At 74.4% G+C, this 19,981-nt stretch carries 17 protein-coding genes and 1 pseudogene; 7 read left to right on the forward strand and 11 right to left on the reverse strand.

Annotated elements, in window-relative coordinates; translation table 11 throughout:
• Positions 1–346: 346 nt before the first annotated feature.
• The 3 genes from ACIPM1_RS20745 to ACIPM1_RS20755 form a co-directional block, all read right to left on the reverse strand.
• Positions 347–814: an ATP-binding protein gene (locus ACIPM1_RS20745; protein WP_402437116.1), complete on the reverse strand. Its 468-nt coding sequence runs from the start codon at positions 812–814 to the stop codon at positions 347–349.
• 1,337 nt (positions 815–2,151) lie between these two features.
• The gene (locus ACIPM1_RS20750) at positions 2,152–2,664 is read right to left on the reverse strand and encodes an EF-hand domain-containing protein (RefSeq protein WP_356189054.1); all 513 of its coding nucleotides are present in this window, start codon (positions 2,662–2,664) and stop codon (positions 2,152–2,154) included.
• Positions 2,665–2,875: 211 nt separating this feature from the next.
• The gene (locus ACIPM1_RS20755) at positions 2,876–3,244 is read right to left on the reverse strand and encodes an STAS domain-containing protein (RefSeq protein WP_402436797.1); all 369 of its coding nucleotides are present in this window, start codon (positions 3,242–3,244) and stop codon (positions 2,876–2,878) included.
• Positions 3,245–3,688: 444 nt separating this feature from the next.
• Here ACIPM1_RS20755 and ACIPM1_RS20760 point away from each other — a divergent pair, with 444 nt between their 5' ends.
• Both ACIPM1_RS20760 and ACIPM1_RS20765 read left to right on the forward strand, forming a co-directional pair.
• The gene (locus tag ACIPM1_RS20760) at positions 3,689–4,270 is read left to right on the forward strand and encodes a sigma-70 family RNA polymerase sigma factor (RefSeq protein ID WP_402436799.1); all 582 of its coding nucleotides are present in this window, start codon (positions 3,689–3,691) and stop codon (positions 4,268–4,270) included.
• Positions 4,267–5,547, forward strand: a complete 1,281-nt coding sequence (locus ACIPM1_RS20765; RefSeq protein WP_402436801.1) for a zf-HC2 domain-containing protein — start codon at positions 4,267–4,269, stop codon at positions 5,545–5,547. The genes ACIPM1_RS20760 and ACIPM1_RS20765 overlap by 4 nt, the downstream gene beginning before the upstream one ends.
• Before the next feature lie 67 nt (positions 5,548–5,614).
• Here ACIPM1_RS20765 and purU read toward each other — a convergent pair whose 3' ends face one another.
• Together purU and ACIPM1_RS20775 are read right to left on the reverse strand one after the other, a co-directional pair.
• Entirely contained in the window at positions 5,615–6,496 is an 882-nt protein-coding gene (gene purU / locus ACIPM1_RS20770) for a formyltetrahydrofolate deformylase (protein ID WP_402436803.1), read from the reverse strand.
• 144 nt (positions 6,497–6,640) lie between these two features.
• Positions 6,641–7,141 carry a hypothetical protein gene (locus ACIPM1_RS20775; protein ID WP_402436805.1) on the reverse strand — a complete coding sequence of 167 codons (501 nt, stop codon included), beginning with the start codon at positions 7,139–7,141 and terminating at the stop codon, positions 6,641–6,643.
• Positions 7,142–7,258: 117 nt separating this feature from the next.
• Here ACIPM1_RS20775 and ACIPM1_RS20780 point away from each other — a divergent pair, with 117 nt between their 5' ends.
• Positions 7,259–8,569 (forward strand): ABC transporter substrate-binding protein, encoded by a 1,311-nt coding sequence (locus ACIPM1_RS20780; RefSeq protein ID WP_402436807.1) that lies wholly within the window; start codon positions 7,259–7,261, stop codon positions 8,567–8,569.
• 51 nt (positions 8,570–8,620) lie between these two features.
• On the opposite strand, the gene ACIPM1_RS20785 is transcribed toward ACIPM1_RS20780, so the two are convergent.
• Together ACIPM1_RS20785 and ACIPM1_RS20790 are read right to left on the reverse strand one after the other, a co-directional pair.
• Positions 8,621–10,267: a hypothetical protein gene (locus ACIPM1_RS20785; RefSeq protein WP_402436809.1), complete on the reverse strand. Its 1,647-nt coding sequence runs from the start codon at positions 10,265–10,267 to the stop codon at positions 8,621–8,623.
• Between the two features lie 288 nt (positions 10,268–10,555).
• On the reverse strand, positions 10,556–11,941 hold the full coding sequence (locus tag ACIPM1_RS20790) for a transcriptional regulator (protein WP_402436811.1): 1,386 nt from the start codon (positions 11,939–11,941) through the stop codon (positions 10,556–10,558).
• Positions 11,942–12,251: 310 nt separating this feature from the next.
• Between ACIPM1_RS20790 and ACIPM1_RS20795 the strand changes: the two genes are divergently transcribed.
• The 3 genes from ACIPM1_RS20795 to ACIPM1_RS20805 all read left to right on the forward strand — a co-directional run bounded on the left by ACIPM1_RS20795 (position 12,252) and on the right by ACIPM1_RS20805 (position 15,682).
• Positions 12,252–12,917, forward strand: a complete 666-nt coding sequence (locus tag ACIPM1_RS20795; RefSeq protein ID WP_402436813.1) for a bifunctional DNA primase/polymerase — start codon at positions 12,252–12,254, stop codon at positions 12,915–12,917.
• Between the two features lie 360 nt (positions 12,918–13,277).
• Positions 13,278–14,069 (forward strand): ABC transporter ATP-binding protein, encoded by a 792-nt coding sequence (locus ACIPM1_RS20800; protein WP_402436815.1) that lies wholly within the window; start codon positions 13,278–13,280, stop codon positions 14,067–14,069.
• Positions 14,066–15,682, forward strand: a complete 1,617-nt coding sequence (locus ACIPM1_RS20805) for a transporter (RefSeq protein WP_402436817.1) — start codon at positions 14,066–14,068, stop codon at positions 15,680–15,682. Before ACIPM1_RS20800 ends, ACIPM1_RS20805 begins: the two co-directional genes overlap by 4 nt.
• 92 nt (positions 15,683–15,774) lie before the next feature.
• Here ACIPM1_RS20805 and ACIPM1_RS20810 read toward each other — a convergent pair whose 3' ends face one another.
• The 4 genes and pseudogenes from ACIPM1_RS20810 to ACIPM1_RS20825 all read right to left on the reverse strand — a co-directional run bounded on the left by ACIPM1_RS20810 (position 15,775) and on the right by ACIPM1_RS20825 (position 18,799).
• A complete protein-coding gene (locus ACIPM1_RS20810) occupies positions 15,775–16,158 on the reverse strand; it encodes a hypothetical protein (RefSeq protein ID WP_402437131.1) in 384 nt (127 codons plus the stop codon).
• Positions 16,159–16,285: 127 nt separating this feature from the next.
• Positions 16,286–16,597 (reverse strand): annotated as a pseudogene (locus ACIPM1_RS20815) (class I SAM-dependent methyltransferase); the annotation flags it as partial.
• Between the two features lie 72 nt (positions 16,598–16,669).
• Positions 16,670–17,608 (reverse strand): alpha/beta fold hydrolase, encoded by a 939-nt coding sequence (locus tag ACIPM1_RS20820; RefSeq protein ID WP_402436819.1) that lies wholly within the window; start codon positions 17,606–17,608, stop codon positions 16,670–16,672.
• Between the two features lie 498 nt (positions 17,609–18,106).
• Positions 18,107–18,799 carry a metal-dependent transcriptional regulator gene (locus tag ACIPM1_RS20825; RefSeq protein ID WP_356188974.1) on the reverse strand — a complete coding sequence of 231 codons (693 nt, stop codon included), beginning with the start codon at positions 18,797–18,799 and terminating at the stop codon, positions 18,107–18,109.
• A gap of 337 nt (positions 18,800–19,136) precedes the next feature.
• Between ACIPM1_RS20825 and ACIPM1_RS20830 the strand changes: the two genes are divergently transcribed.
• Entirely contained in the window at positions 19,137–19,892 is a 756-nt protein-coding gene (locus ACIPM1_RS20830; RefSeq protein WP_356188976.1) for an SIS domain-containing protein, read from the forward strand.
• The last annotated feature ends 89 nt before the right edge of the window (positions 19,893–19,981 follow it).

Here is a 19,981-nt window from a genome sequence, read left to right on the forward strand (position 1 = left end):
GCCCGCCCCGAGCACGGCACCCCGCGCCACCATCCGGCTCCGGCGCACCGATCCCCGCCCCCCTCGGCCCTGAAGGGACCGGTCGGCGCCGACGCGCGACTCACACTCGCCGAGGGCCTCCGTCACGCGGGCCCTCGCCGTCCCCTCACGGCGAATCGCTGCCCCCAAGCGTGATCAAACGCGCACGTCCCGTCAACAGCCGCGAGGCAATTTGTCCGTTGCGTCCGCTTCACAGTGGCCGCGCACGGAAGCATCTCCCGGCGCACGGTCCACTCACCGGCCGCACCGGCAGCGCTTTCCGCAGCGGTGGAACCGGCCTTCCGCCCCGGCGCGCCCCGTCACCGCCTCACACGGCTTCGTACGCCAGTCCGTCGTACGCGGGGGCCTCGCTGCCGCAGCGTCTGCGCATCGCGCTCTGGGCGGACGGCGCGCAGCGGTCCAGTTCGCACCAGATGCGCTTGCCTGCCCCCTCGCGGCTCCAGCCCCAGCGGTCGGCCAGGCCGTCCACGAGGGCGAGTCCGCGGCCACCGGTGGCGTCGTCGTCCGCGCAGCGGGGTACGGGGGCGCGGGTGCTGGTGTCGGCCACCTCCAGGCGGACCGTGGCCGCCTCGGCCGCCCCTCCGGGCAGCGACAGCCGCAGCACGGCCGGGCAGCCGGTGTGCACCACGGCGTTGGTGACCAGTTCGGAGACGAGCAGGATCAGTGTCTCGGCGAGCGACTCGTCGACCTCTATGCCCGACCCGGCGAGCCGGGAGCGGGCCCACTTCCGGGCTCGCCCGACCTCCGCGGGGTCGGGCCGGATCTCCAGCTGCACTTGAAGCACCTGCACCGCTCACACCATCCGAACCGGCGGACACATAGCCTCGCGCCACACGAGGGCCACGATCGTAGCCATTTTCTGCATGGCCAGAACAACGGCCAGAGCAAGGGTCACGGAACGTGACTCCCTTGCGAGACAGCATGGTTGACGTACTGTCACCGCTACAAGCGCTTCGGGCATATTCCCGCGCGAAGGAGTACTCGTGCGGCATACTGTGCGACGCTCGTCGCGGGAAGTCGAACGGGCGGGGGGCGAAGGCCGCCCGACCTCGCGAACAGGCCCGCGCACCGCCTGATCCGGCGCCGCCTCAGGGGCCGCACCGGGATGGCTCGTCCTCGGGACCACTCGCATTGCACACAAGGTACCCGAGCCGGGCGGCGACTCCAGGACGTGACGAGTCACACCTAGGACACAACCCGGTATCAACGCTCTGTAATTCCGGTATGCCACGATCCGTGACATTCGATCCGGCGCCTTCGGGTCGCCGCAGCCCAGGGCCCTCCCAGTCCGCTCCGGGCGCCCGATCGGCCGCGAACAGCCCCTCACTCTCCGTCACGACGCCGCCACGGTGGGGCCGCCCCAACACCCGCTTCAACGGCGGACCGACCTCGCTTTCCCAGGTGAAGCCCCTGCCGCCGTGCGCCCGGAGGCGGTCGCGGGCCCCGCGCACGGCGGCCCCGTGGGCGAGCAGCCGGGCCGCCGCGACGTCCGCGGGGCCGGCGGTGAGGGCGGCCGCGCGGCCGGCGACCCGGGCCGTGTCCGTGCGGATCAGCAGGGCCGCGCGCGGGTGCCCCCGCCGCCCGGGAGGCACCGATCGGCCGACCGAACTGCTCATGCGCCCGGGCGTGTTGCACGGCCGGACCGGCGCGCCGTCGAGGCCACGCCGAGCTGCTCGGCGGCGACCGGCGGAGCCACCGGCGGATGGTCGGTCAGGAGGGGTGGGGCAGGCACGCCACCACGCCGGAACCGGGCACGTCCCGCACGCCCTGGGAGCCGGTGGCCCCCTTGCCGCCTTCGCCCGCGGCGGGGGACGTCGTCGTCCGCGGGACGGAACATCTCCGCGGAGGAGGGCGAGGACCCGCCGCACCGGCACCCGGCGCGCGGGGGCGTGGCCGCGACCGCGCTGCCGGACCCGGAGCGCGGGGAGCGGGTCCGCGTGGTGGTGGAGCAGCCTCCGGGAGCGCCGGAGTTGAGGCTCGACGCGGTGACGTCGCGCCTCTGCGCGCGGAAGGGCCGCCGGTCCACGAGTCGCCGCGGCGGCTGGAGACGGTGGACGTCCTTGCGCGGGGCGGGACCCCGCGCAAGGGGCTCAAGTACGGGCCGTGCGAGCGTTATTCGGGCACGGTGAAGTACCGCGCGAAGGCGGGCACGACCTCCTGCTCGCCCACCTTGCCGTCCCCGTCGGTGTCGAGGGAGGCGGCGATCGCCCGGGCTCCGTCCTCGGGGACGCCGAGGACTCTGAGGACCCGTACGGTGTCCTCGACGGTGGCGGCCCCGTCCCCGTCGGGGTCGGCGACGGCCAGGGCCGCGTGCAGGAAGGGGCGGGCGATCTCCGCGAACCGGTCGGGGTTGTCGCGCAGGCGCTTGACCGCGCCGCCGACGAACTCCTCCCGGGTGATGCGCTGGTCGCCGTCGCGGTCGGCCATTCCGGCCATGCCCTGCCAGAAGGCCTCCGCCCCGGCGTACAGTGCCTGGCCCTTGTCGGACCGGGCGGGGGTGGCGAACTCGGCGAGCAGCGCCTTGGCCGCCACGCTGAAGTCCTCGCGGTCGATCGTGCCGTTGCCGTCCTGGTCGAAGGTGGCGAACCGGGCCGCGATCCTGCGCTCGTACTCGCTGCTGACCATCTCTTCTCTGGCCGCCTTACGTGTGGGGTGCATCTGGCAGGGAGCGTACGACGCCGAGGACCGTCCGCGGACGGGAAACCGACGGTTGTGCCAACTCCGGGGGAATTTCGGGACACCGCCGGGGGAATTTCCGGACATTGATGCGGCACGGAGCACCCGTGACGGACCGCCGGGCGGCCACGCGGCGGGTGGGGCACCCGGGGACGGCGGCTCAGGCCGACAGCGGCTCCTCGTCCACCGCGGCCGCGAGGTCCGGGTAGACGTCGAACAGGCGCCGGACACCGAGGGCGCCGAGCACGCGGTTGACGTGGGAGCCGTCGACGGCTCCGCGGGCCGGAAGGATCAGGCGCAGCCCGCCCTGGCAGGAACGGAACAGGCGGCGGGCGGCGATGAGGACGCCGACGCCGCTGGAGTCGCAGAAGAAGACCTCGGACAGGTCGAGGACGAGATGGTGGCGCCCCTGGGCCACCGCGTCGTGCACCCGCTGACGCAGCACGGGCGAGGTCACCAGGTCCAGTTCCCCCGAGACCCGGAGTACGGCCCACTCACCTTGTTCGTCATCGGTCACCTTGAACGTCACGGTCTGCCCTCCGCTCGCCGGAACTTCCCCGGAACCGCCCGGAACGGAAGCAGTTCCTACGCTTCTTTCCGCGCGGCTGCCCAGCGGCCGTTCCCCCAAACTCCTTGCGGCAAACCGATGACGGTCAACTAGGGTCTTGTTTGGGTCATCTTCGATCGTGTTCGATCGGGGTTGGTCGGAAAGTGCAGGGGTAGGCGAGACGGACGATATGAGCCGTACCGCCGTCCCCACACCCGGAACCGCACCCCGCGAACCCCTACCACCTGCGGCTCACCGGGGGGCGCACATTGCCACAAAGGGGCGTGCGCTGTCGGACGTGCCGACTACATTCGAGGAGACGGCAGGAACACGGTGGACACGGAGACGGAACGGGGCGGCGGCACGACACGACCGACACAACGGTCGTAACGGATATGACGGACATTAAGGGCGCAAGGGGGCCGTATGGCGAAGCAGGACGCACCGCCCCGCTGGGACCGCAAGATGCAGCAGCGGCTCGCACGCGGCGAGGCGGCCGCCCTCGGTGAGCTCTACGACCGCTACGCCTCGCTGGTGCACGGCCTCGCCCACCGCGTGCTCGGCGACGAGCACGCCGCCGACACCGTCACCCGCGAGGTCTTCGCCCACGTCTGGGAACACCCCGACGTCTACGACCCCAAGCAGGGGCCGCTGCGCTCCTGGGTCGCCGCACTGACCCACCGGCTCGCCGTGCAGCGCCTGCGCACCACGGAGACCGCCGCGCTGGCCCGGGGCGGCCAGGGGTCGCCGGAGGAGCTGGAGCACAAGGTGCGCCGCGCCTCGGCCGCCGCCCGGGCCGACTACATCGTCCACTCCATGCCCGCCCCGTTGCGCGCCGCGCTGGAACTGGCCTACTTCCAGCGCCGTGACTACCGCCAGACCGCCGCCGACCTCGGCGTCACCGAGGACGAGGCCCGCCGCCGGCTCCGCCTCGGCCTCCAGCTCCTGTCCACCGCCCACGACGCCGGGGCCCCCGGGGCACCGCCCGAGTACGGGGGTGCGGCATGAGCGGGCCACCCGAGGACCCCCAGGGCCGTCCCGAGCCGGTCGGGCCGCCCCGCATCCCGATGCCCCGCGCCTCCGTCGAGGACGGCGAGCGGCCGCTGCCCCCGCCGCCGGTGCCCGCCGGGCCGGACGCCCCGGAGCCGCCCCCGGCGGACCGGCGCGCGCCGCTCGTGCTGGAGCACCACGTCCTGAAGTCGTTGCTCGGCGCCTGGGCGCTGGCCGCCTGCTCGCCGCAGGAGACGGCCGCCGTGGAGGAGCACCTCGGCGAGTGCGGCGGTTGCGCGGAGGAGGCGCTGCGGCTGCGGGACGCCGTCGCACTGCTCCACCCGCCCGAGAGCCTGGACCTCGATCCGGGGCTGCGCACCCGCGTCCTGCGGGGCTGCCTGGACCGGCGGCCGCCGCGCATCCCGGTGCCCGAGTGGGCGGCGCCCTACGACGCCGAGACCGCGCGGCTGGACGCGCTGCTCCAGGACATCGGGGACTCCGAGTGGCACGCGCCGGTGCGGCTGCGGTGGTTCGAGCGCGAGGAGACGGCGGACCGCCGTACCACCGTCGCCGGGGTCATCGCGCATCTGCTGTGCGTCGACGGGCTGGTCGCCACGGCGCTCGGGCTCGACGACCCGCTGGGCGACCTCGCGACGGCCGCTCCCGGACCCAGGCAGCGCACCGAGACGTACTGGCGGACCGCGCACCTCCCGCCCACCCGGGACGTCCGGGCGCCCTGGCGGGAGCAGTCGCACGCCCTGGTGCGGACGGTCTCCTTCACCGGCGGCCCCGCCGGGAAGCTGGCGGTGGGGTACGGCGACTTCGAGCTGCCGCTGCGCGACGCGATGCTGGACCGGGCCTTCGAGTGCTGGGTGCACGCGGAGGACATCGCGGACGCGGTGGACTACCCGTACGCGCCGCCCGCGCCGCGGCATCTGCACCGCATGATCGACCTCGCGGCCCGGATGCTGCCGGTCGCGCTGGCCGCGCGGCGGCAGGCGGGCCTGGCCGCACCGGCGCCCACCCGGCACCTCGTGCCCGCGGGCGAACCCGGGCGCAGCCTGCGGCTGGAGATCGAGGGGCTGGGCGGCGGCGAGTGGCTGATCCCGCTGGACGCGCCGGGAGCGGCGGGCTCCGCGGACCACGAGGTGGCCCATGTCGCCCTGGACGGCGTGGAGTTCTGCCGGCTCGCGGCGGGTCACGTGGCCCCGCGGGAGGCGGCGGCCGGTCAGGTGGGCGACCGGGAGGCCATCAGGGACGTGCTGTACGCGGCGGCGTCGCTCAGCCGCCTGTAGCCGCGGCCCCGGACGGTCCGGCGCGCGCCGCGCGCACGCCGGGCCTCGGGCCTCGGGCCTCGGGCCTCTAGGCGAAGACCACGGTCCGGCGCCCGTTCAGCAGGATGCGCCGCTCGGCGTGCCACTTCACCGCGCGGGCCAGCGCCTGGCACTCCACGTCCCGGCCGATCGCGACGAGCTGGTCCGGCGTGACGTCGTGGCCGACCCGCTCGACCTCCTGCTCGATGATCGGCCCCTCGTCGAGGTCGGCCGTCACGTAGTGCGCGGTCGCGCCGATCAGCTTCACGCCCCGCTTGTGCGCCTGGTGGTACGGTTTGGCGCCCTTGAAGCTCGGCAGGAAGGAGTGGTGGATGTTGATGATCCGCCCGCTGAGCTGCTTGCACAGGTCGTCGGAGAGCACCTGCATGTAACGGGCGAGGACGACCAGCTCGACCCGCTCCTCGCGGACGATCTCCAGCAGCCGCGCCTCGGCCTCGGGCTTGGTGTCCCGGGTCACCGGGATGTGGTGGAAGGGGATGCCGTAGGACCCCACCAGCTCCGCGAAGTCGGTGTGGTTGGACACCACCGCCGCGATCTCCACCGGTAGCGCCCCGGTGCGGGCGCGGAACAGCAGGTCGTTCAGGCAGTGCCCGAACCTGCTGACCATCAGCACGATGCGCATCTTCTCGTCTGCCCGGTGGATCTGCCAGTCCATCTGGAAGGCGTCGCCGATCGCCGCGAAGCTGGCGCGCAGCTTGTCGACGGTCACCGGGGCCTCCGCCGAGAAGTGGACGCGCATGAAGAACAGTCCCGTGTCGTGGTCGCCGAACTGCTGGCTGTCCTCGATGTTGCACCCGGTCATGAACAGGTAGCTCGACACGGCGTGCACGATGCCCTGCTTGTCCGGGCAGGCGATGGTGAGAACGTACTGATCGGCCTGGGCCGCGGCTCGGGTGGACTGCTCGCTCATGCACCACAGGGTCTCACGTCCGCCCCGGCCCGCGGAGGGACGTCCGGGAAGCGGACCGCGGCCCCGGCCGGGCACCGCAAGGCCGAGGGGGCCGGGCAGGCAAGGGGTGGGCGGAGGGGCCGGGTGGGGAGGCCGGACCGCCGGTTACGCGGTGTGCGTCATGATGCGGAGCACCTCGAGGCTGCGCGGCGGCGCGTCCGGGTCCTCGCCGTCGCCGGCGGCCATCCGCAGGTGCGCGTCCCGCGCCGCCCGCACCGCCTCCGGCCAGCCCTGGTGGTCGAGGTACGCGGAGACCGGAGCGTCCGGGCCGACCTGGTGCATGATGCGCAGCACGCGCAGCACGGCGGTGTCGACGAGCGCGGCCTCCTGGGAGTCGCGGAAGATCGTCCCGACGTACTTCTCGGCGGACCAGTTGTCCAGCCAGGTGTCCTCGACCAGGCGGTACACGGCGTCGGTGACGTCTCCGTACCCCTCCACGCCGGCCAGCCAGACGTCCCGCTGGAACACCGGGTCGGAGAGCATGTGCAGCGCGGAGCGCACATTGCTGCGCCAGCGCCACCACGGCATGTCGTTGAGTGGCATGCCGCCCATGGTGGAGGAGCGACGGCCGCGACGGGAAGAGTTCTCCGAACCTTGCACGGTCATCGATCGTACGTTCCTCGCACCGGTGATCCCATCGGCCCCCGCAATTCACCGTAGCGTCACCCCCCGTTGACCATGGGTCACTCCTGGGTTAGCGGTGTGGGGGAATCGTGCGTGAGCATGACCGGCAGGCGACACACGCGCAGCACATTCCTCCCCGTTCTCCCCCGGCCCGTCAAGAGAAAAGCCGCCCTCGCGGCGGGCGCCCTGGTGGCCTGCGCGTCGCTCGCGGCGGGCTGCGGGGTCGTCCCCGGCGCCTCGGACTCGGCGGGGGACGGCACCGTCACCGTGATGACCTGGGCGCCGGAGAACACCCAGGCCACCAACAAACCCGGAATGCCCGCCATGGCACGGGCCTACGCACGCTGGATCAACGCCCACGGCGGCCTGGCCGGCCGCCGCCTCAACGTCCTGACCTGCAACGAGGGCAACGACAGCGTGGCCGCGGCGAAGTGCGCCCGGCGCGCCGTCAAGGAGAACGTGGTCGCCGTCGTCGGCTCCTACAGCCAGTACAGCGACTCCTTCTTCCCGCCGCTGGAGGGCGCGGGCATCCCCTACATCGGCGGCTACGGCGTCACCAGCGCGGAGTTCACCCGGGCCCTGTCCTACCCGGTGAACGGCGGCCAGCCCGCCCTGCTGGCCGGCCTCGGCAAGGAGCTCGCGCCGAACTGCGGCCCCGTCGCGCTCGTACGGCCCGACACCATCGCGGGCGACGAGCTGCCCGCCCTGCTCGACGCCGGGCTGAAGGCCGGCGGGCACGTGCCCGCGCACGACCAGCGGGCCGCCGAGGACGCCACCGAGTACTCCGGCCAGTCCGACCTGGCGCTGCGGCGGGCGACCGCCGACCCGGTGAGGAAGGGCTGCGTCATACCGGCCCTCGGGGAGCGCACGGACACCTTCATGGACTCCTTCCGCCGTGACCGCGAGAGCTACCCGGGGGTGCGGACCGCCGCGGTGCTCAGCAGCGTCGACCAGACGGTGGTCGACGCCAGCGGCGGCGGCTCGGGGCCGTACGAGGGCTCGTACCTCACCGGCTGGTACCCGGTGGCGAGCGACCCGCATTGGGGCCCCATGAAGAAGGTGATCAACGCGGAGGCCTTCGGCGACAACCGCGTCGACCCCGAGGACGCCGGAGTGCAGACCACCTGGATCGCCTACACCGCGCTGCGGGCCGTCGTCGAGAGGATCGGCGCCGGTGAGGTGAGCGCCGACAGCGTGCGGCACACCCTCGACGCCGGGCTCCGGGTGGACACCGGCGGTCTGACCCCGCCCCTGCGGTGGCGCCTGCGGGACACGTTCTCCGCCGGCAGCTTCCCCCGCCTCGTCAACGCCGACGTGACGCTTCAGGTGGTCCGGGGGGGCCGGCTCGTGCCGGCCGCCAAGGGTTTCGTCGACCTGGGACGGACGCTGGAGGACGCGGACGTCAACTGACCTCCCGCGCCCTCCGGGGCCTCGGAGCCGGGTCGTGAGCCGGGCCGGGCCTCAGAGCTGCGTCGGCTGGCGCTGGGTCAGGCCGTACTTCTGCGCGATCACGTTCCACAGCTGCGCGGCCTTGACCTTCTGGGCGCTGGCCACGCCGCTCTGCCGGTTGCCGGCCTGGGTCTCGTTGGTGGTGCGGGCGTGGCCCTTCTTGCAGCCCTTCCGGCCGCCGACCTGGTCGGCCCAGGCCGCGTAGTGCGCGTCGGCCGACGCGGACGCCCGCCAGGCGCCGGTCAGGGCCGCGGTCAGCTCGCCGTGCCGGGGGAGCCGGTCGACGGACAGCTGTTGCAGCCGGGTCACCAGCTCGTTGCGCTGCTTGGCCGCGGCGCGCAGGTCGGAGGCGGCCCCGCCGAGGTCGCCGCAGTTCTTGACGTCGGCCACCGCGCTGATCACCGAGGCGCGGCTGCTGCCGCTGTCGGAGAGCAGCTTGTCCAGCTCGACGGCCTGCTGCCGGGCCGGGTCGGCGGCCGCGGAGCCGTCGGTGGCGGGCGCGGTCGCGGAGACGTTCTTGTCGTCGCCGCCGGTCTGGTCGCCGCCGTCCCCGCCGCCGCTGAGCAGGGCGCCCGCGCCGATGCCGAGCACGGCGATGCCGATGCCGACGGCGGCGATCACCGGCACGCGCGAGCGGGTGCCCCCGCCCCGGCCGCCGTCGCCGCCCCGGTCGCCCCGGTCGCCCCGGCCGGGCGGCGCGTACGCGGGCCGGTCGTGCGGGTGCCCGGCCGGGGTCTCCTGGAAGCGCGGCAGCTGCTGGGTCGCGGGGGCACCGCCGCCGGCGTCGCTGCGGAAGAGGTTGTCGAACTCGGCGGGCGTCTGCCGTCCTCCGTCCCCGCCCGGCCCCGCGCCGTAGGGCGGCGCTCCGCCCGCCCCGGCGTCCACGGGCGCGATGTACTGCGTGGCCTCGGCGTCGGAACCGCCGCCGGGCGCGGCGTACGGCGGCGGGCCGGAGCCGTCCTGCGGCAGGCGGCCGAGGAACCGGGTCGCCTGGTCGCCGGAGACCTCGGGCGGCAGCCCGCCCTGGGCCACCGGCGGGAGGAACTGCGTCGCCCCCTCGTCGGCCGGGGCGGAGGAGACCGGCGGAAGGTACTGGGTGGCGCCCTCGTCGGCGGCGCCCGGTATGCCGTGCCCGGGAACGGCGGGCGGCAGGGGCTGTCCGGCGGCGGAGCCGTACGGGTCGGCGCCGGCGGAGGGCATCGGCCCCGGCGGGGTGCCGTAGGCCGAGGGGGCGGAGCCCCGCATGTCGTGGTGCGGCGCCGGGGCGCCCTCGGGGGGCAGCGGCCCGGCACCCGGGTACGCCGGGGCGCCGGACGGGGACTCCTGGGCGCCGGAGGTGTCCGGGCCCTGGGCGCCCCAGTGAGCCTGCGGCTGCTGCTGGTAGGGGTCGTGCCCGGGCGTGCTCCACGGCTGACCGGCCGGCGCCTGCCAGCCCTGACCGGGCTGCGGCGCGGGCTGCTGGTCGCCGGGCCCCCACGGCTGGCCCCAGGCCTGGCCGCCGGCCGGGGCGGCGTTCTGGCCGGACGGCTGCGCGGGCGGGCGGGCGGCGGGGGCGCCCGTCATGCCCGGCAACAGGGGCTCGCTCCCGTCCGAGGGCAGCACGATGCCTTCGCGCGCGGGCTGCGCCGAGGGCTCCTCGCCCTGTCCACTCTGCGTCACCGGGACTCCTACGAATGGGGGACCTTCGGAATCGTCGGCTCACGCTACCGGGTCCCCGAAGCCCCGTGCCACGCAGCACGGGGCCTGACCTCCTTCCCGTGACCGCAGTAACAAAACGCGCCCCGGACACGCAGTTACTGCTCCCGCACGCACGGACGGCGGCCGTTCACCACACCTTCACGCAGGGATCAGGCGGGCGTTCACGCACCGGCCCGCCGCTCCCCCACGCGACCGCCCGCGTCCCCCACCGCCCCCTCACGCCGCCGCCCGCACCCTCGGCCCGGGCCCTCACGCCGCCGCCTGCACCCCCAGCCGTGCCCCGAACTCCCTTACCACCGGCTCGTCCCGGTACGGCTCCAGACGCTGTTGGAAGTCCTCCAGGTACTCGGCGCCCCGGTTGGAGCGCAGGGTCTCCAGCAGCTCCACCGCCTTCAGCCCCGTACCGCAGGCCTGTTCGATCTCCCGCTGCTGCACCTGCGCGGTGGCCAGCAGCACATAGCCGATGGCCCGCCGGCGCGCCCGCGACACGGGATGCCCGGCCAGCGACTCCCGCGCGCACCGCGCCGCCGACTCCGCCTGCCCCAGGTCGCGGTGGCAGTGCGCCAACTCGTCGGCCAGATACGCCGCGTCGAAGTGGGCGATCCAGGCCGGGTCGTCCCCCGAGCCGGGTTCGGCGGACTCCAGCGCGCTCACCGCCCGGCCGGCCGCCAGCTGAGCCGCCCGCGCGTCGCCCATCAGCGCGTGCCCGCGCGCCTCGGCCGCGTGGAACATCGCCTCCGCCCGCGGCGTGACCCGCCCGCGCGCGCCCTCCTGCGCCGCCCGCGCCAACTGTGCGATCTCCCGCGCATTTCCGAGCTGCGCGGCGAGATGGCTCATGGAGGCGGCGAGGACGTACCCGCCGTAGCCGCGGTCCCCGGCGGCCTGGGCGAGGCGCAGCGCCTGGATGTAATACCGCTGGGCGAGGCCCGGCTGCCCGGTGTCCACGGCCATGTACCCGGCGAGTTCGGTCAGCCGCGCCACCGCGGCAAACAGGTCCCGGCCCACCGCCTCGCGGTAGGACCCGGCCAGCAGCCCGGAGACCACGCTGTTGAGGTAGTGCACGACGACCGGGCGCACATGCCCGCTGCCGTAGGCGTGGTCGAGGTCGACCAGCGCCTGGGTCATCGCGCTGACGGCCGCCACGTCGGACTGCCCCACCCGCGGCCCGGCCGAGCGCGCGACCTGGCCGTCCGGCGCGGAGATCAGCCAGTCGCGGCTGGGCTCGACCAGCGCGGAGGCGGCCACGGACGAGCCGGACAGGAAGTCCCGCCGGCCCACGTCGCTGCGCCACAGCTCGCAGACCTGCTCGATGGCCCCCAGTACCGTCGGCGAGAACTGGAGGCCCACGCCCGAGGCGAGGTTCTTGCCGTTGGCCATGCCGATCTCGTCGATGGTGACCGTACGGCCCAGCTTGCGTCCCAGCGCCTCGGCGATGATCGCCGGGGCGCGGCCGCGTGGTTGCTGTCCGCGCAGCCAGCGGGCCACGGACGTCTTGTCGTAGCGCAGGTCGAGACCGTGCTCGGCGCCGCACATGTTGACCCTCCGGGCCAGCCCGGCGTTCGAGCAGCCCGCTTCCTGGATGAGCGCCTGCAGCCGTTCGTTCGGCTGCCGCGCGACGAGAGGCCTTGCGGCCATGGCGTTAACCCCCTGTGGCTGCGGTGCCTGCCCACGCACCGAGTTGACGTGTCTTCCGCGACCCCTCGCGTCCCGGCGAGAGGTACGGCCGTGAAGATCGATGCCCCGCCCGACCGCCGACAATGCGAGACTTGTGAGGATTGCCGGGGTGAAGGCGAATCCACCCCCACACCGGACTACCCAGCGCCCGCCGTCGATCCTCCCGCGCGCCCCCGCAGATGCATCCATGCGCCCCGGGCGTGGAAGCGATGCTCCTCCCCCGCGCGCGGCAGGGCCGTAACTCCAGGTGGACGCGGGAGTTGAGTGGGACGTGGAAGAGACGATCGCGGGCACGGACTCCGCACAGATGACCGGTCAGATCCCTCAGCAGCGCGGGGAATCCCTGCTGGAGACCGCCGTTCGCTATGCCGAGGAACGGCACTGGGACGTGTTCCCCGGCACCTGGCTGGAGTCCGTGGACGGGGTGCAGCGCTGCTCCTGCGGCCACCCCGCGTGCGCCGTGCCCGGCGCGCACCCGGCCCGCGAGGACTGGGCGACGCAGGCCACGGGCAGCGCGACCGTCGCGCGCCGGCTGTGGCAGAGGCAGCCGACGGCGTCGATCCTGCTGCCCACCGGGCGGACGTTCGACGTGCTCTCCGTTCCCGAGACGGCCGGGTTCCTCGCGCTGGCCCGGATGGAGCGGATGTCGCTGTCGCTCGGGCCGGTGGCCCTGACACCGGAGCGGCGCATGCAGTTCCTGGTGCTTCCGGGAGCCGCGGCCAAGATGCCCGAACTGGTGCGGAAGCTGGGCTGGTCGCCGTCCTCCCTCGACCTGGTCGTCCTCGGCGAGGGCGCGTACCTGGCCGCGCCGCCCACGCGGTACGGGTCGCGCGGCGCCGTGCAGTGGGCCTGCCGGCCGACCGCGGCGAACCGGTGGCTGCCGGACGCGGAGGAGCTGGTCTCGCCGCTGGCCTACGCGTGCGGGCGCGAGCGGTAGGCGGCCGTCGACTGCGGCCCCCGAGGCGGGCCTTGGCGGGCGTCTGACCGCGACGCCGGGCGCGCGTGACCGCGAGGGTGGGCGGGAAGCGGCCGCCAGGTAGGCCGCAGCCGACTGCGAGCATGGCCGGGAAGCGGCCGCGAGGTGGGCCGCAGCCGACTGCGAGGTGGGCGGCAGCCCGCTACGAGGGCGGCCGGGAAGCGGCTGCGGGGGTGGCCGGGACGCTGCTGCGAGGGGTGGCCCACCCCGGCCGGCGCCCCTCGCCCCCCGCCGGGCGAACCTCCCCCCGGAACCGGCCGATCCACGCCACGCCCGCTCGCCGCCCCCTCCGGGGCGCCGCTCCCGCCGTAGGGTTCGGGTATGACGGAGGGAACAGGGGTGGGGCCGGCCGCCGTGCGCGTGCGGGGCCTCTGGAAGCGGTTCGGGCAGCAGGTCGCCGTCGCCGGGATCGATCTGGAGCTGCCCGCGGGGAAGTTCGTCGGGCTCGTCGGTCCCAACGGCGCCGGGAAGACGACCACGCTGTCCATGGTGACCGGGCTGCTGCGGCCGGATCAGGGCAGCGTCGAGGTGGTCGGCCACGACGTGTGGCGCGACCCGGTGGCGGTGAAGGCGCGGATCGGGGTGCTGCCCGAGGGGCTCCGGCTCTTCGAGCGGCTGTCGGGACGTGAACTCCTGGCTTACTCCGGGCGGTTGCGCGGTCTGTCCGGGGCCGAGACGGACCGCAGGGCGACCCAGCTCCTGGACGTGCTGGACCTGGCCGGAGCCCAGCACAAGCTGGTCGTCGACTACTCGACCGGCATGCGCAAGAAGATCGGCCTCGCCGCCGCTCTTCTGCACAATCCCGAAGTCCTCGTCCTCGACGAGCCGTTCGAGGGCGTCGACCCGGTGTCCGCGCAGATCATCCGGGGCGTCCTGGAGCGCTACACGGCCTCCGGCGCCACCGTCGTCTTCTCCTCGCACGTCATGGAGCTGGTGGAGTCCCTGTGCGACTGGGTGGCCGTGATGGCCGCGGGCCGCATCCGCGCCCACGGCCCCCTCGCCGAGGTGCGCGGCGAGGCCCCCACCCTCCAGCGGGCGTTCCTCGAACTCGTGGGCGCGCAGGGCCGGGACGCCGGTTCGCACCTCGACTGGCTGGGCGGCGGGGCCCGATGAGCGGCGGCGCCGAGGCGGCCACGACCACCGCCGTCGTCGTACGCCTGAAACTGTCGCTGCTGCGCAACGGGCTCCGGCAGTCCGGCGGGCGGCGCGCCGCGTTCCTCGCGTCGGCCGTCGTGGCCCTGCTGTTCGCCGCGCTGCAACTGGCCGGCCTGATCGCGCTGCGCGGCCACGCGCACATCGCCTCGGTCGCGGTCCTGGGCACGGCGGTGCTGGCGCTGGGCTGGGCCGTGATGCCGCTGTTCTTCCCCGGCGGCGACGAGACCCTCGACCCGAGCCGTCTGGTGATGCTGCCGCTGCGGCCGCGGCCGCTGGTACGGGCGCTGCTGGCGGCCTCCCTGGTCGGCGTCGGGCCGCTGTTCACGGTTCTGCTGCTCGCGGGATGCGCGATCACGGTGGCGCACGGGACGGCCGCGTACGCCGTCTCGGCCGTCGCCCTCGTCCTCGCCCTGCTGCTCTGCGTGGCCCTGGCGCGGGCCGTGGCCACCGCCAACATCCGGCTGCTGACCAGCCGGAAGGGGCGGGACCTGGCGGTGCTCAGCGGGCTGGTCGTCGCGATCGGGGCGCAGCTGGTCAACTTCGGCATGCAGCGGCTCGGCACGGCGGGGCTCGCGCAGCTCGGCCCGGCGGCCGACGTGCTGCGCTGGGTGCCGCCCGCGTCGGCGATCGGGGCGGTGGACTCGGCGAGCAGGGGCTCCTGGGGCGCCGCTGCGGCTCAACTCGCACTGACCGCAGCCGCGTTGACGGCAGTCCTGGCGCTGTGGGCGCGCAGCCTGACCCGGCTGATGACCTCCCCCGACGCCTCCACCCTCCCGGCCGGCGGCAACGCCGAGCGCGGGCGGACCCGCACGGACGGCCGGGGCGGCCTGGCCCGCCTGCTGCCCGCCGGCCGCACCGGCACGGTCATGGAGCGCAGCCTGCGCTACGTGTGGCGCGACCCGAAGACGAAGGCGGCCTGGGCGACCTCGCTCGCCATCGGCCTGATCGTGCCCGTGTTCAACGCGCTGCAGGGCACCGGTTCCGTCTACTTCGCCTGCTTCGCGGCGGGGATGCTCGGCATCCAGATGTACAACCAGTTCGGGCAGGACACGTCCGCGTTCTGGATGGTCGCGCTGACCATCTCCTCCCCCCGCGACGCCTACGTCGAACTGCGCGCACGGGCCCTGGCCCTGCTGCTGATCACCCTGCCCTACGCCGTCCTCGTGACGGTGCTGACGACGGCGCTGCTCGGCGACTGGCCGCGACTGCCCGAGGTACTGGGCCTGTCCTTCGCGCTGCTCGGCGCGATGCTGGCGACCGGCGCGTGGACCTCGGCCCGCTTCCCGTACTCCATCCCGCAGGAGGGCTACAAGAACGTCGTCCCGGGACAGGTCGGCCTCGCCTGGATCTCCATCTTCGGCGGCATGGTCGCGGCGGCCCTGCTGTGCTCCCCCGTCATCGCCCTCACCATCTGGACGAACGTCAGCGCCGCCGGCGAGGGATGGACCCTGCTCCTCCTCCCCGCCGGCGCGGCCTACGGAGCCACCCTCACCCTCCTCGGCCTCCACCTCGCCGCCCCCCGCACGGCAGCCCGCCTCCCGGAGATCCTCACCGCGGTGAGCAAGGGGTGAGGGGCGGGAGGTGAGGGGCGAGCGGTCGCGGGCCGCGCCACCCGGGGCCGGCGCGCCTTCACCGCTGACCGCGCGTCACGGCAGACGGGCCCTCACCGCAGGCGGGCCGTCGCCACGTGGATCCGGAAGCCGCACGGCACCCGTCCGTCCGGGCCGGCCAGGGCGGCCGCCTCGGTGAGGAAGACGCGGCGGAGGCGGGCGACGGCGGCCCCGTCGAGCGGGCCGACGTCGTAGATGCCGGACACGGACGCCCACACCCGCTCCGCTGGGCCGCTCAGGTCGATCGGCACGGTGCGCCAGTCCACCATCGCGAACCCGGCGGGTGCCAGGACCTCGGCGAGCCCGTCGCGGTCGCGGGTCCTGCGGTCTCCCAGGGGCGGGATGCGCCGGGCGGCGGGCGCCTGCCGGACGGTCTCCCGCAGCAGCGTCCCGAAGAGTTCGTACGCCTCGCCGCCGACGGCTCCGGCGCCGACCACGCAGGCCAGCACTCCGCCGGGGGACAGAACCCGGGCGATCTCGGCGGCGACCCGGTCGACGTCCCCCCATGAGCATGAGCGCGAGGTGGGAGACGCAGGCGTCGAAGGCTCCGTCGGTGAACGGCAGGTCCTGCGCCCGCGCCTCCACCAGGGCCACGTGCGCCAGAGCCGGGCGGCGCCGGGCCAGGGCCAGGGACGCGGGTGAGAGGTCCACTCCCGCGAGCCGCCGCCCCTCGGCGCGGGCCAGAACTTCCAGCAGCAGTCCGTCGCCGCAGCCGAGGTCCAGCACGCGACGGCGGCCGGTCACCCGGTCGCCGAGGATCTCGTAGCTGGTCCGCCCGTCCGGGGCCCGTCCGCCGCCGAACGCGTCCCCGGTCACCGCCGGGTGCTCGCTGTGGAAGGCCTTGAGGAACGCCTCCTGGGCCGCCGCCGTGGTCATACGGCCGAACCTACGCCGACGAGGGCGCGGGGACGGCCGGGACCGTCGGCTTTCGGCCGGGGCCGGGGTGGGTCAGCCGGTGAGGACCGTGTCCAGGAAGGGCTCGATGGCGGTGCGCCAGGCTTCCGGCTGGTCGTAGTGGACGAGGTGGCCGGCGTCGGCCACCTCGGCGTACTGGCCGCGGGGCAGGACGCGGACCATTTCCTGGGCCTCGGCGCGGCCGAGTTCGCCGTCGAGGCCGCGGACGACGAGGGCGGGGCAGCGGACCTGCGCGAGCTCCTCCCAGTGCGCGTCGTACACCCAGGTCTCGCGGGACTGAAGCATCTGCTCCGGTTCGAAGACGGGGCGCCAGCCGTCGGCGCTCTCCTGCATGACCTCGGCGTAGAAGGCGCCGCGGGCCGGGTTGGGGCGCTCCACCCAGGGGTCGTCCTCGCCGAACCACTTGCGGACGTCGGCGAGGGTGGCGAAGGGGACGGGCCAGGCCCGGAACCAGTCCTCCCACTCGCGCTGCGAGGCCGCGCCGAGCGCGGAGGCCCGCATGTCGCAGATGATCACACCGCGCACCAGGTCGGGGCGTTTGGCGGCGAGCTGCCAGGCGGTCAGGGCGCCCATCGCGTGGCCGATGATCACGGCCGGGGCGAGCCCGAGCTGTTCGACGGCGGCCTCGGCGTCCTCGACGTAGGCCTCACGGGTGTAGGCCGCCCGCGGCGGTTTCCCGCTCTGGCCGTGGCCGCGCTGGTCGAGGGCGACGGCACGGTGCCGCTCGGAGAGCCAGCGGGCGGTGGAGGCCCAGTGGGAGGCGCGGCCCATGAGGCCGTGCAGTAACAGCACCCCGGAGGGCCGCTCGCCGGCGGCGCCCGCCGCATCGGGCGGGGCTGACGGAGCGGGCGGGCTCGCCGGTCCGGCCTGCCGGGGCAGGGCCGGTGCCGGGTCGGCCTTGGGCGGGTCGGCGAACTCCCAGGCGGCGAGGCGTACGCCGCCGGTCCCGATCACGTCGATGCGCCGCGTCATAGGTCCTGGCACCCCCCTGGTTCCACTCGGACCACTCGCTTCACCCACACGCTATCGAATGCCCATTCGAAAATGAGGTCTCCGCCGGCAACACCCCTCGTTCGAGTGACCCCCCGCCAGGAATGATCGCCGCGCTCGGGGGGAGATCTTCATCGGGAGGCGGACCGCTCGGGGAAAACGGTCCGAGGGGGACGACCCTGAGAGCTCGGGGCTCCGGGTCGACACAGGGGAGGACAGGCCCCGGCGCCACACGGCGCCGGGGCCCTCCACATCCCGACGGCACATCCCGCCCCGCCCCCTTCAGGTCATATGCCTCTGCGACAGCCTTGCACGCGAAGCGCCCGAGCGCTGCGATTCGCCGCACTGAATCTCGGATTCGGCGGGATCGACCGCGGCGCCACAACTGCCCCTGCTTTCACAGGAGTTGGCCGCTCTCCGCCAAGTCACCGGGAAAGCATGACGCTGCGTCACGGCCGGAGAAGGGCCGACCGGACGCGGTCAGCGCTTGGCGACGAAGACGTGGGAGGCGACCTCCGCCTCCAGCTCGGCCGCCTCCCCGCCGCTGCCGACCAGCACACCGCCCGCCGACGCCGTGACGCTCACCACCGAGCCGGGCTGCACACCCGCGCGACGCAGCGTGTACATCAGCTGCGCGTCCGTCTGGATCGGCTCGCCGATACGGCGGACCACGACCGTCTTGCCGTCGGTCCCCGGGTCCAGCTCGGCCAGCGACACCATGCCCTCGTCCAGGAACGGGTTGGAGCCGTCCTTCTCGCCCAGCTCCTCCAGCCCCGGGATCGGATTGCCGTACGGCGACTCGGTCGGGTGGCGCAGCAGCTCCAGCACGCGGCGCTCGACCGCCTCGCTCATCACGTGCTCCCACCGGCACGCCTCGGCGTGCACCTGCTCCCACTCCAGGCCGATCACGTCGACGAGGAGGCACTCCGCCAGCCGGTGCTTGCGCATCACGCGCGTGGCCAGCCGGCGGCCCTCGTCCGTCAGCTCCAGATGCCGGTCCGCGGCCACCGACACGAGACCGTCGCGCTCCATCCGCGCGACGGTCTGGCTCACCGTCGGTCCGCTCTGGTCGAGCCGTTCGGCGATCCGGGCGCGCATGGGGACGACGCCTTCCTCCTCCAGTTCGAGGATGGTGCGGAGATACATCTCCGTGGTGTCGATCAGTCCGGACATACGTGCCCCTCGATTACCTCTGCCGGAAAACTCGGCGGCTCTCCGGCGCGTGCGCTGGCCCTGGCACCAATTCTGACGCATGGCACCGACAACCGGAGCGCTCCGCCGAAACGCCCTCGCAGCGCGGCGCCGGCCGGCCCCGTGACCGACCGCCTGCCGCCGCCGCATCCCCGCCTGCCGCCACCGTCTCGCGGCCACCGGAGCCCCGCGGTCACCGGCCCCGTATTGACACCGCTCTGGTCCAGACCTCACCGTGATCCGCGACACACGGCCCCGCGGACCGGCCGCACCACCGACCGCGCGGACGCCGTGGCAGACACCGTGAAGGGGACCCCGGATGAGCGACCGCACGTTGGCCGGCCAGTTCTTCGACGCCGCCGTCGGCCTGCTCCAGCGGGTCCGCGACGAGGAGGCCGAGCCGATCGCCGCCGCCGGCACCCTGCTCGCCGATACCGTGGCCGCCGGCGGACGCCTCTTCGCGTTCGGCGCCGGCCACTCCTCGCTCGCCGCCCAGGACGTCGTCTACCGGGCCGGCGGCCTGGCCCTGATGAACCTGCTCGCCGTCCCCGGCACCGTCGGCGTCGACGTCATGCCCGCCACCCTCGGCTCCGCCCTCGAACGTGTCGACGGCCTCGCCGCCGCCGTCCTGGACAGCTCCCCCGTCCGCTCCGGCGACGCCCTGGTGATCGTCTCGCTGTCCGGCCGCAACGCCCTCCCCGTCGAGATGGCCATGAGGGCCCGCGCGCTCGGCGCGAAGGTCGTCGGCGTCACCTCGGTGGCCTACGCCGCCGAGACCGGGTCCCGGCACTCCTCGGGCACGTTCCTCAAGGACCACTGCGACATCGTCCTCGACTCGAAGATCGCCGTCGGGGACGCCGAACTCACCCTCGACACCGTCCCCGCACCCTTCGCCCCCGCCTCCACCGTCGTCACCAGCGCCCTCCTCCAGGCGGTCGTGGCCACGGCCGCGGGCGCCCTCGCCGAGCGCGGCGTCGAACCCCCGCTGCTGCGCTCCGGCAACGTCGACGGCGGCCACGAGTGGAACGGCCGCGTCTTCGACGAGTACGCCGACCGCATCTTCTACCGCCGCTGACCGGCGGCCGACCGCGCTTGCCTCCGCTGACATCCGCTGACCGGGCGCTGACCAGCGGCAACCGGAGAGGGCCCGCACCGGCCGGCGCG

The organism is Streptomyces sp. NPDC086766 (assembly GCF_044746005.1).
GTDB lineage: Bacteria > Actinomycetota > Actinomycetes > Streptomycetales > Streptomycetaceae > Streptomyces.

Excerpts from the sequence above, each read along its gene's own strand:
- ACIPM1_RS20775 (WP_402436805.1), bottom strand. The coding sequence starts at position 7,141 with ATGACCGTGCAAGGTTCGGAGAACTCTTCCCGTCGCGGCCGTCGCTCC.
- ACIPM1_RS20805 (WP_402436817.1), top strand. The coding sequence starts at position 14,066 with ATGAGCGGCGGCGCCGAGGCGGCCACGACCACCGCCGTCGTCGTACGC.
- ACIPM1_RS20750 (WP_356189054.1), bottom strand. The coding sequence starts at position 2,664 with ATGGTCAGCAGCGAGTACGAGCGCAGGATCGCGGCCCGGTTCGCCACC.
- ACIPM1_RS20780 (WP_402436807.1), top strand. The coding sequence starts at position 7,259 with ATGACCGGCAGGCGACACACGCGCAGCACATTCCTCCCCGTTCTCCCC.
- ACIPM1_RS20765 (WP_402436801.1), top strand. The coding sequence starts at position 4,267 with ATGAGCGGGCCACCCGAGGACCCCCAGGGCCGTCCCGAGCCGGTCGGG.
- ACIPM1_RS20800 (WP_402436815.1), top strand. The coding sequence starts at position 13,278 with ATGACGGAGGGAACAGGGGTGGGGCCGGCCGCCGTGCGCGTGCGGGGC.
- ACIPM1_RS20790 (WP_402436811.1), bottom strand. The coding sequence starts at position 11,941 with ATGGCCGCAAGGCCTCTCGTCGCGCGGCAGCCGAACGAACGGCTGCAG.
- ACIPM1_RS20820 (WP_402436819.1), bottom strand. The coding sequence starts at position 17,608 with ATGACGCGGCGCATCGACGTGATCGGGACCGGCGGCGTACGCCTCGCC.
- purU (WP_402436803.1), bottom strand. The coding sequence starts at position 6,496 with ATGAGCGAGCAGTCCACCCGAGCCGCGGCCCAGGCCGATCAGTACGTT.
- ACIPM1_RS20825 (WP_356188974.1), bottom strand. The coding sequence starts at position 18,799 with ATGTCCGGACTGATCGACACCACGGAGATGTATCTCCGCACCATCCTC.
- ACIPM1_RS20760 (WP_402436799.1), top strand. The coding sequence starts at position 3,689 with ATGGCGAAGCAGGACGCACCGCCCCGCTGGGACCGCAAGATGCAGCAG.
- ACIPM1_RS20830 (WP_356188976.1), top strand. The coding sequence starts at position 19,137 with ATGAGCGACCGCACGTTGGCCGGCCAGTTCTTCGACGCCGCCGTCGGC.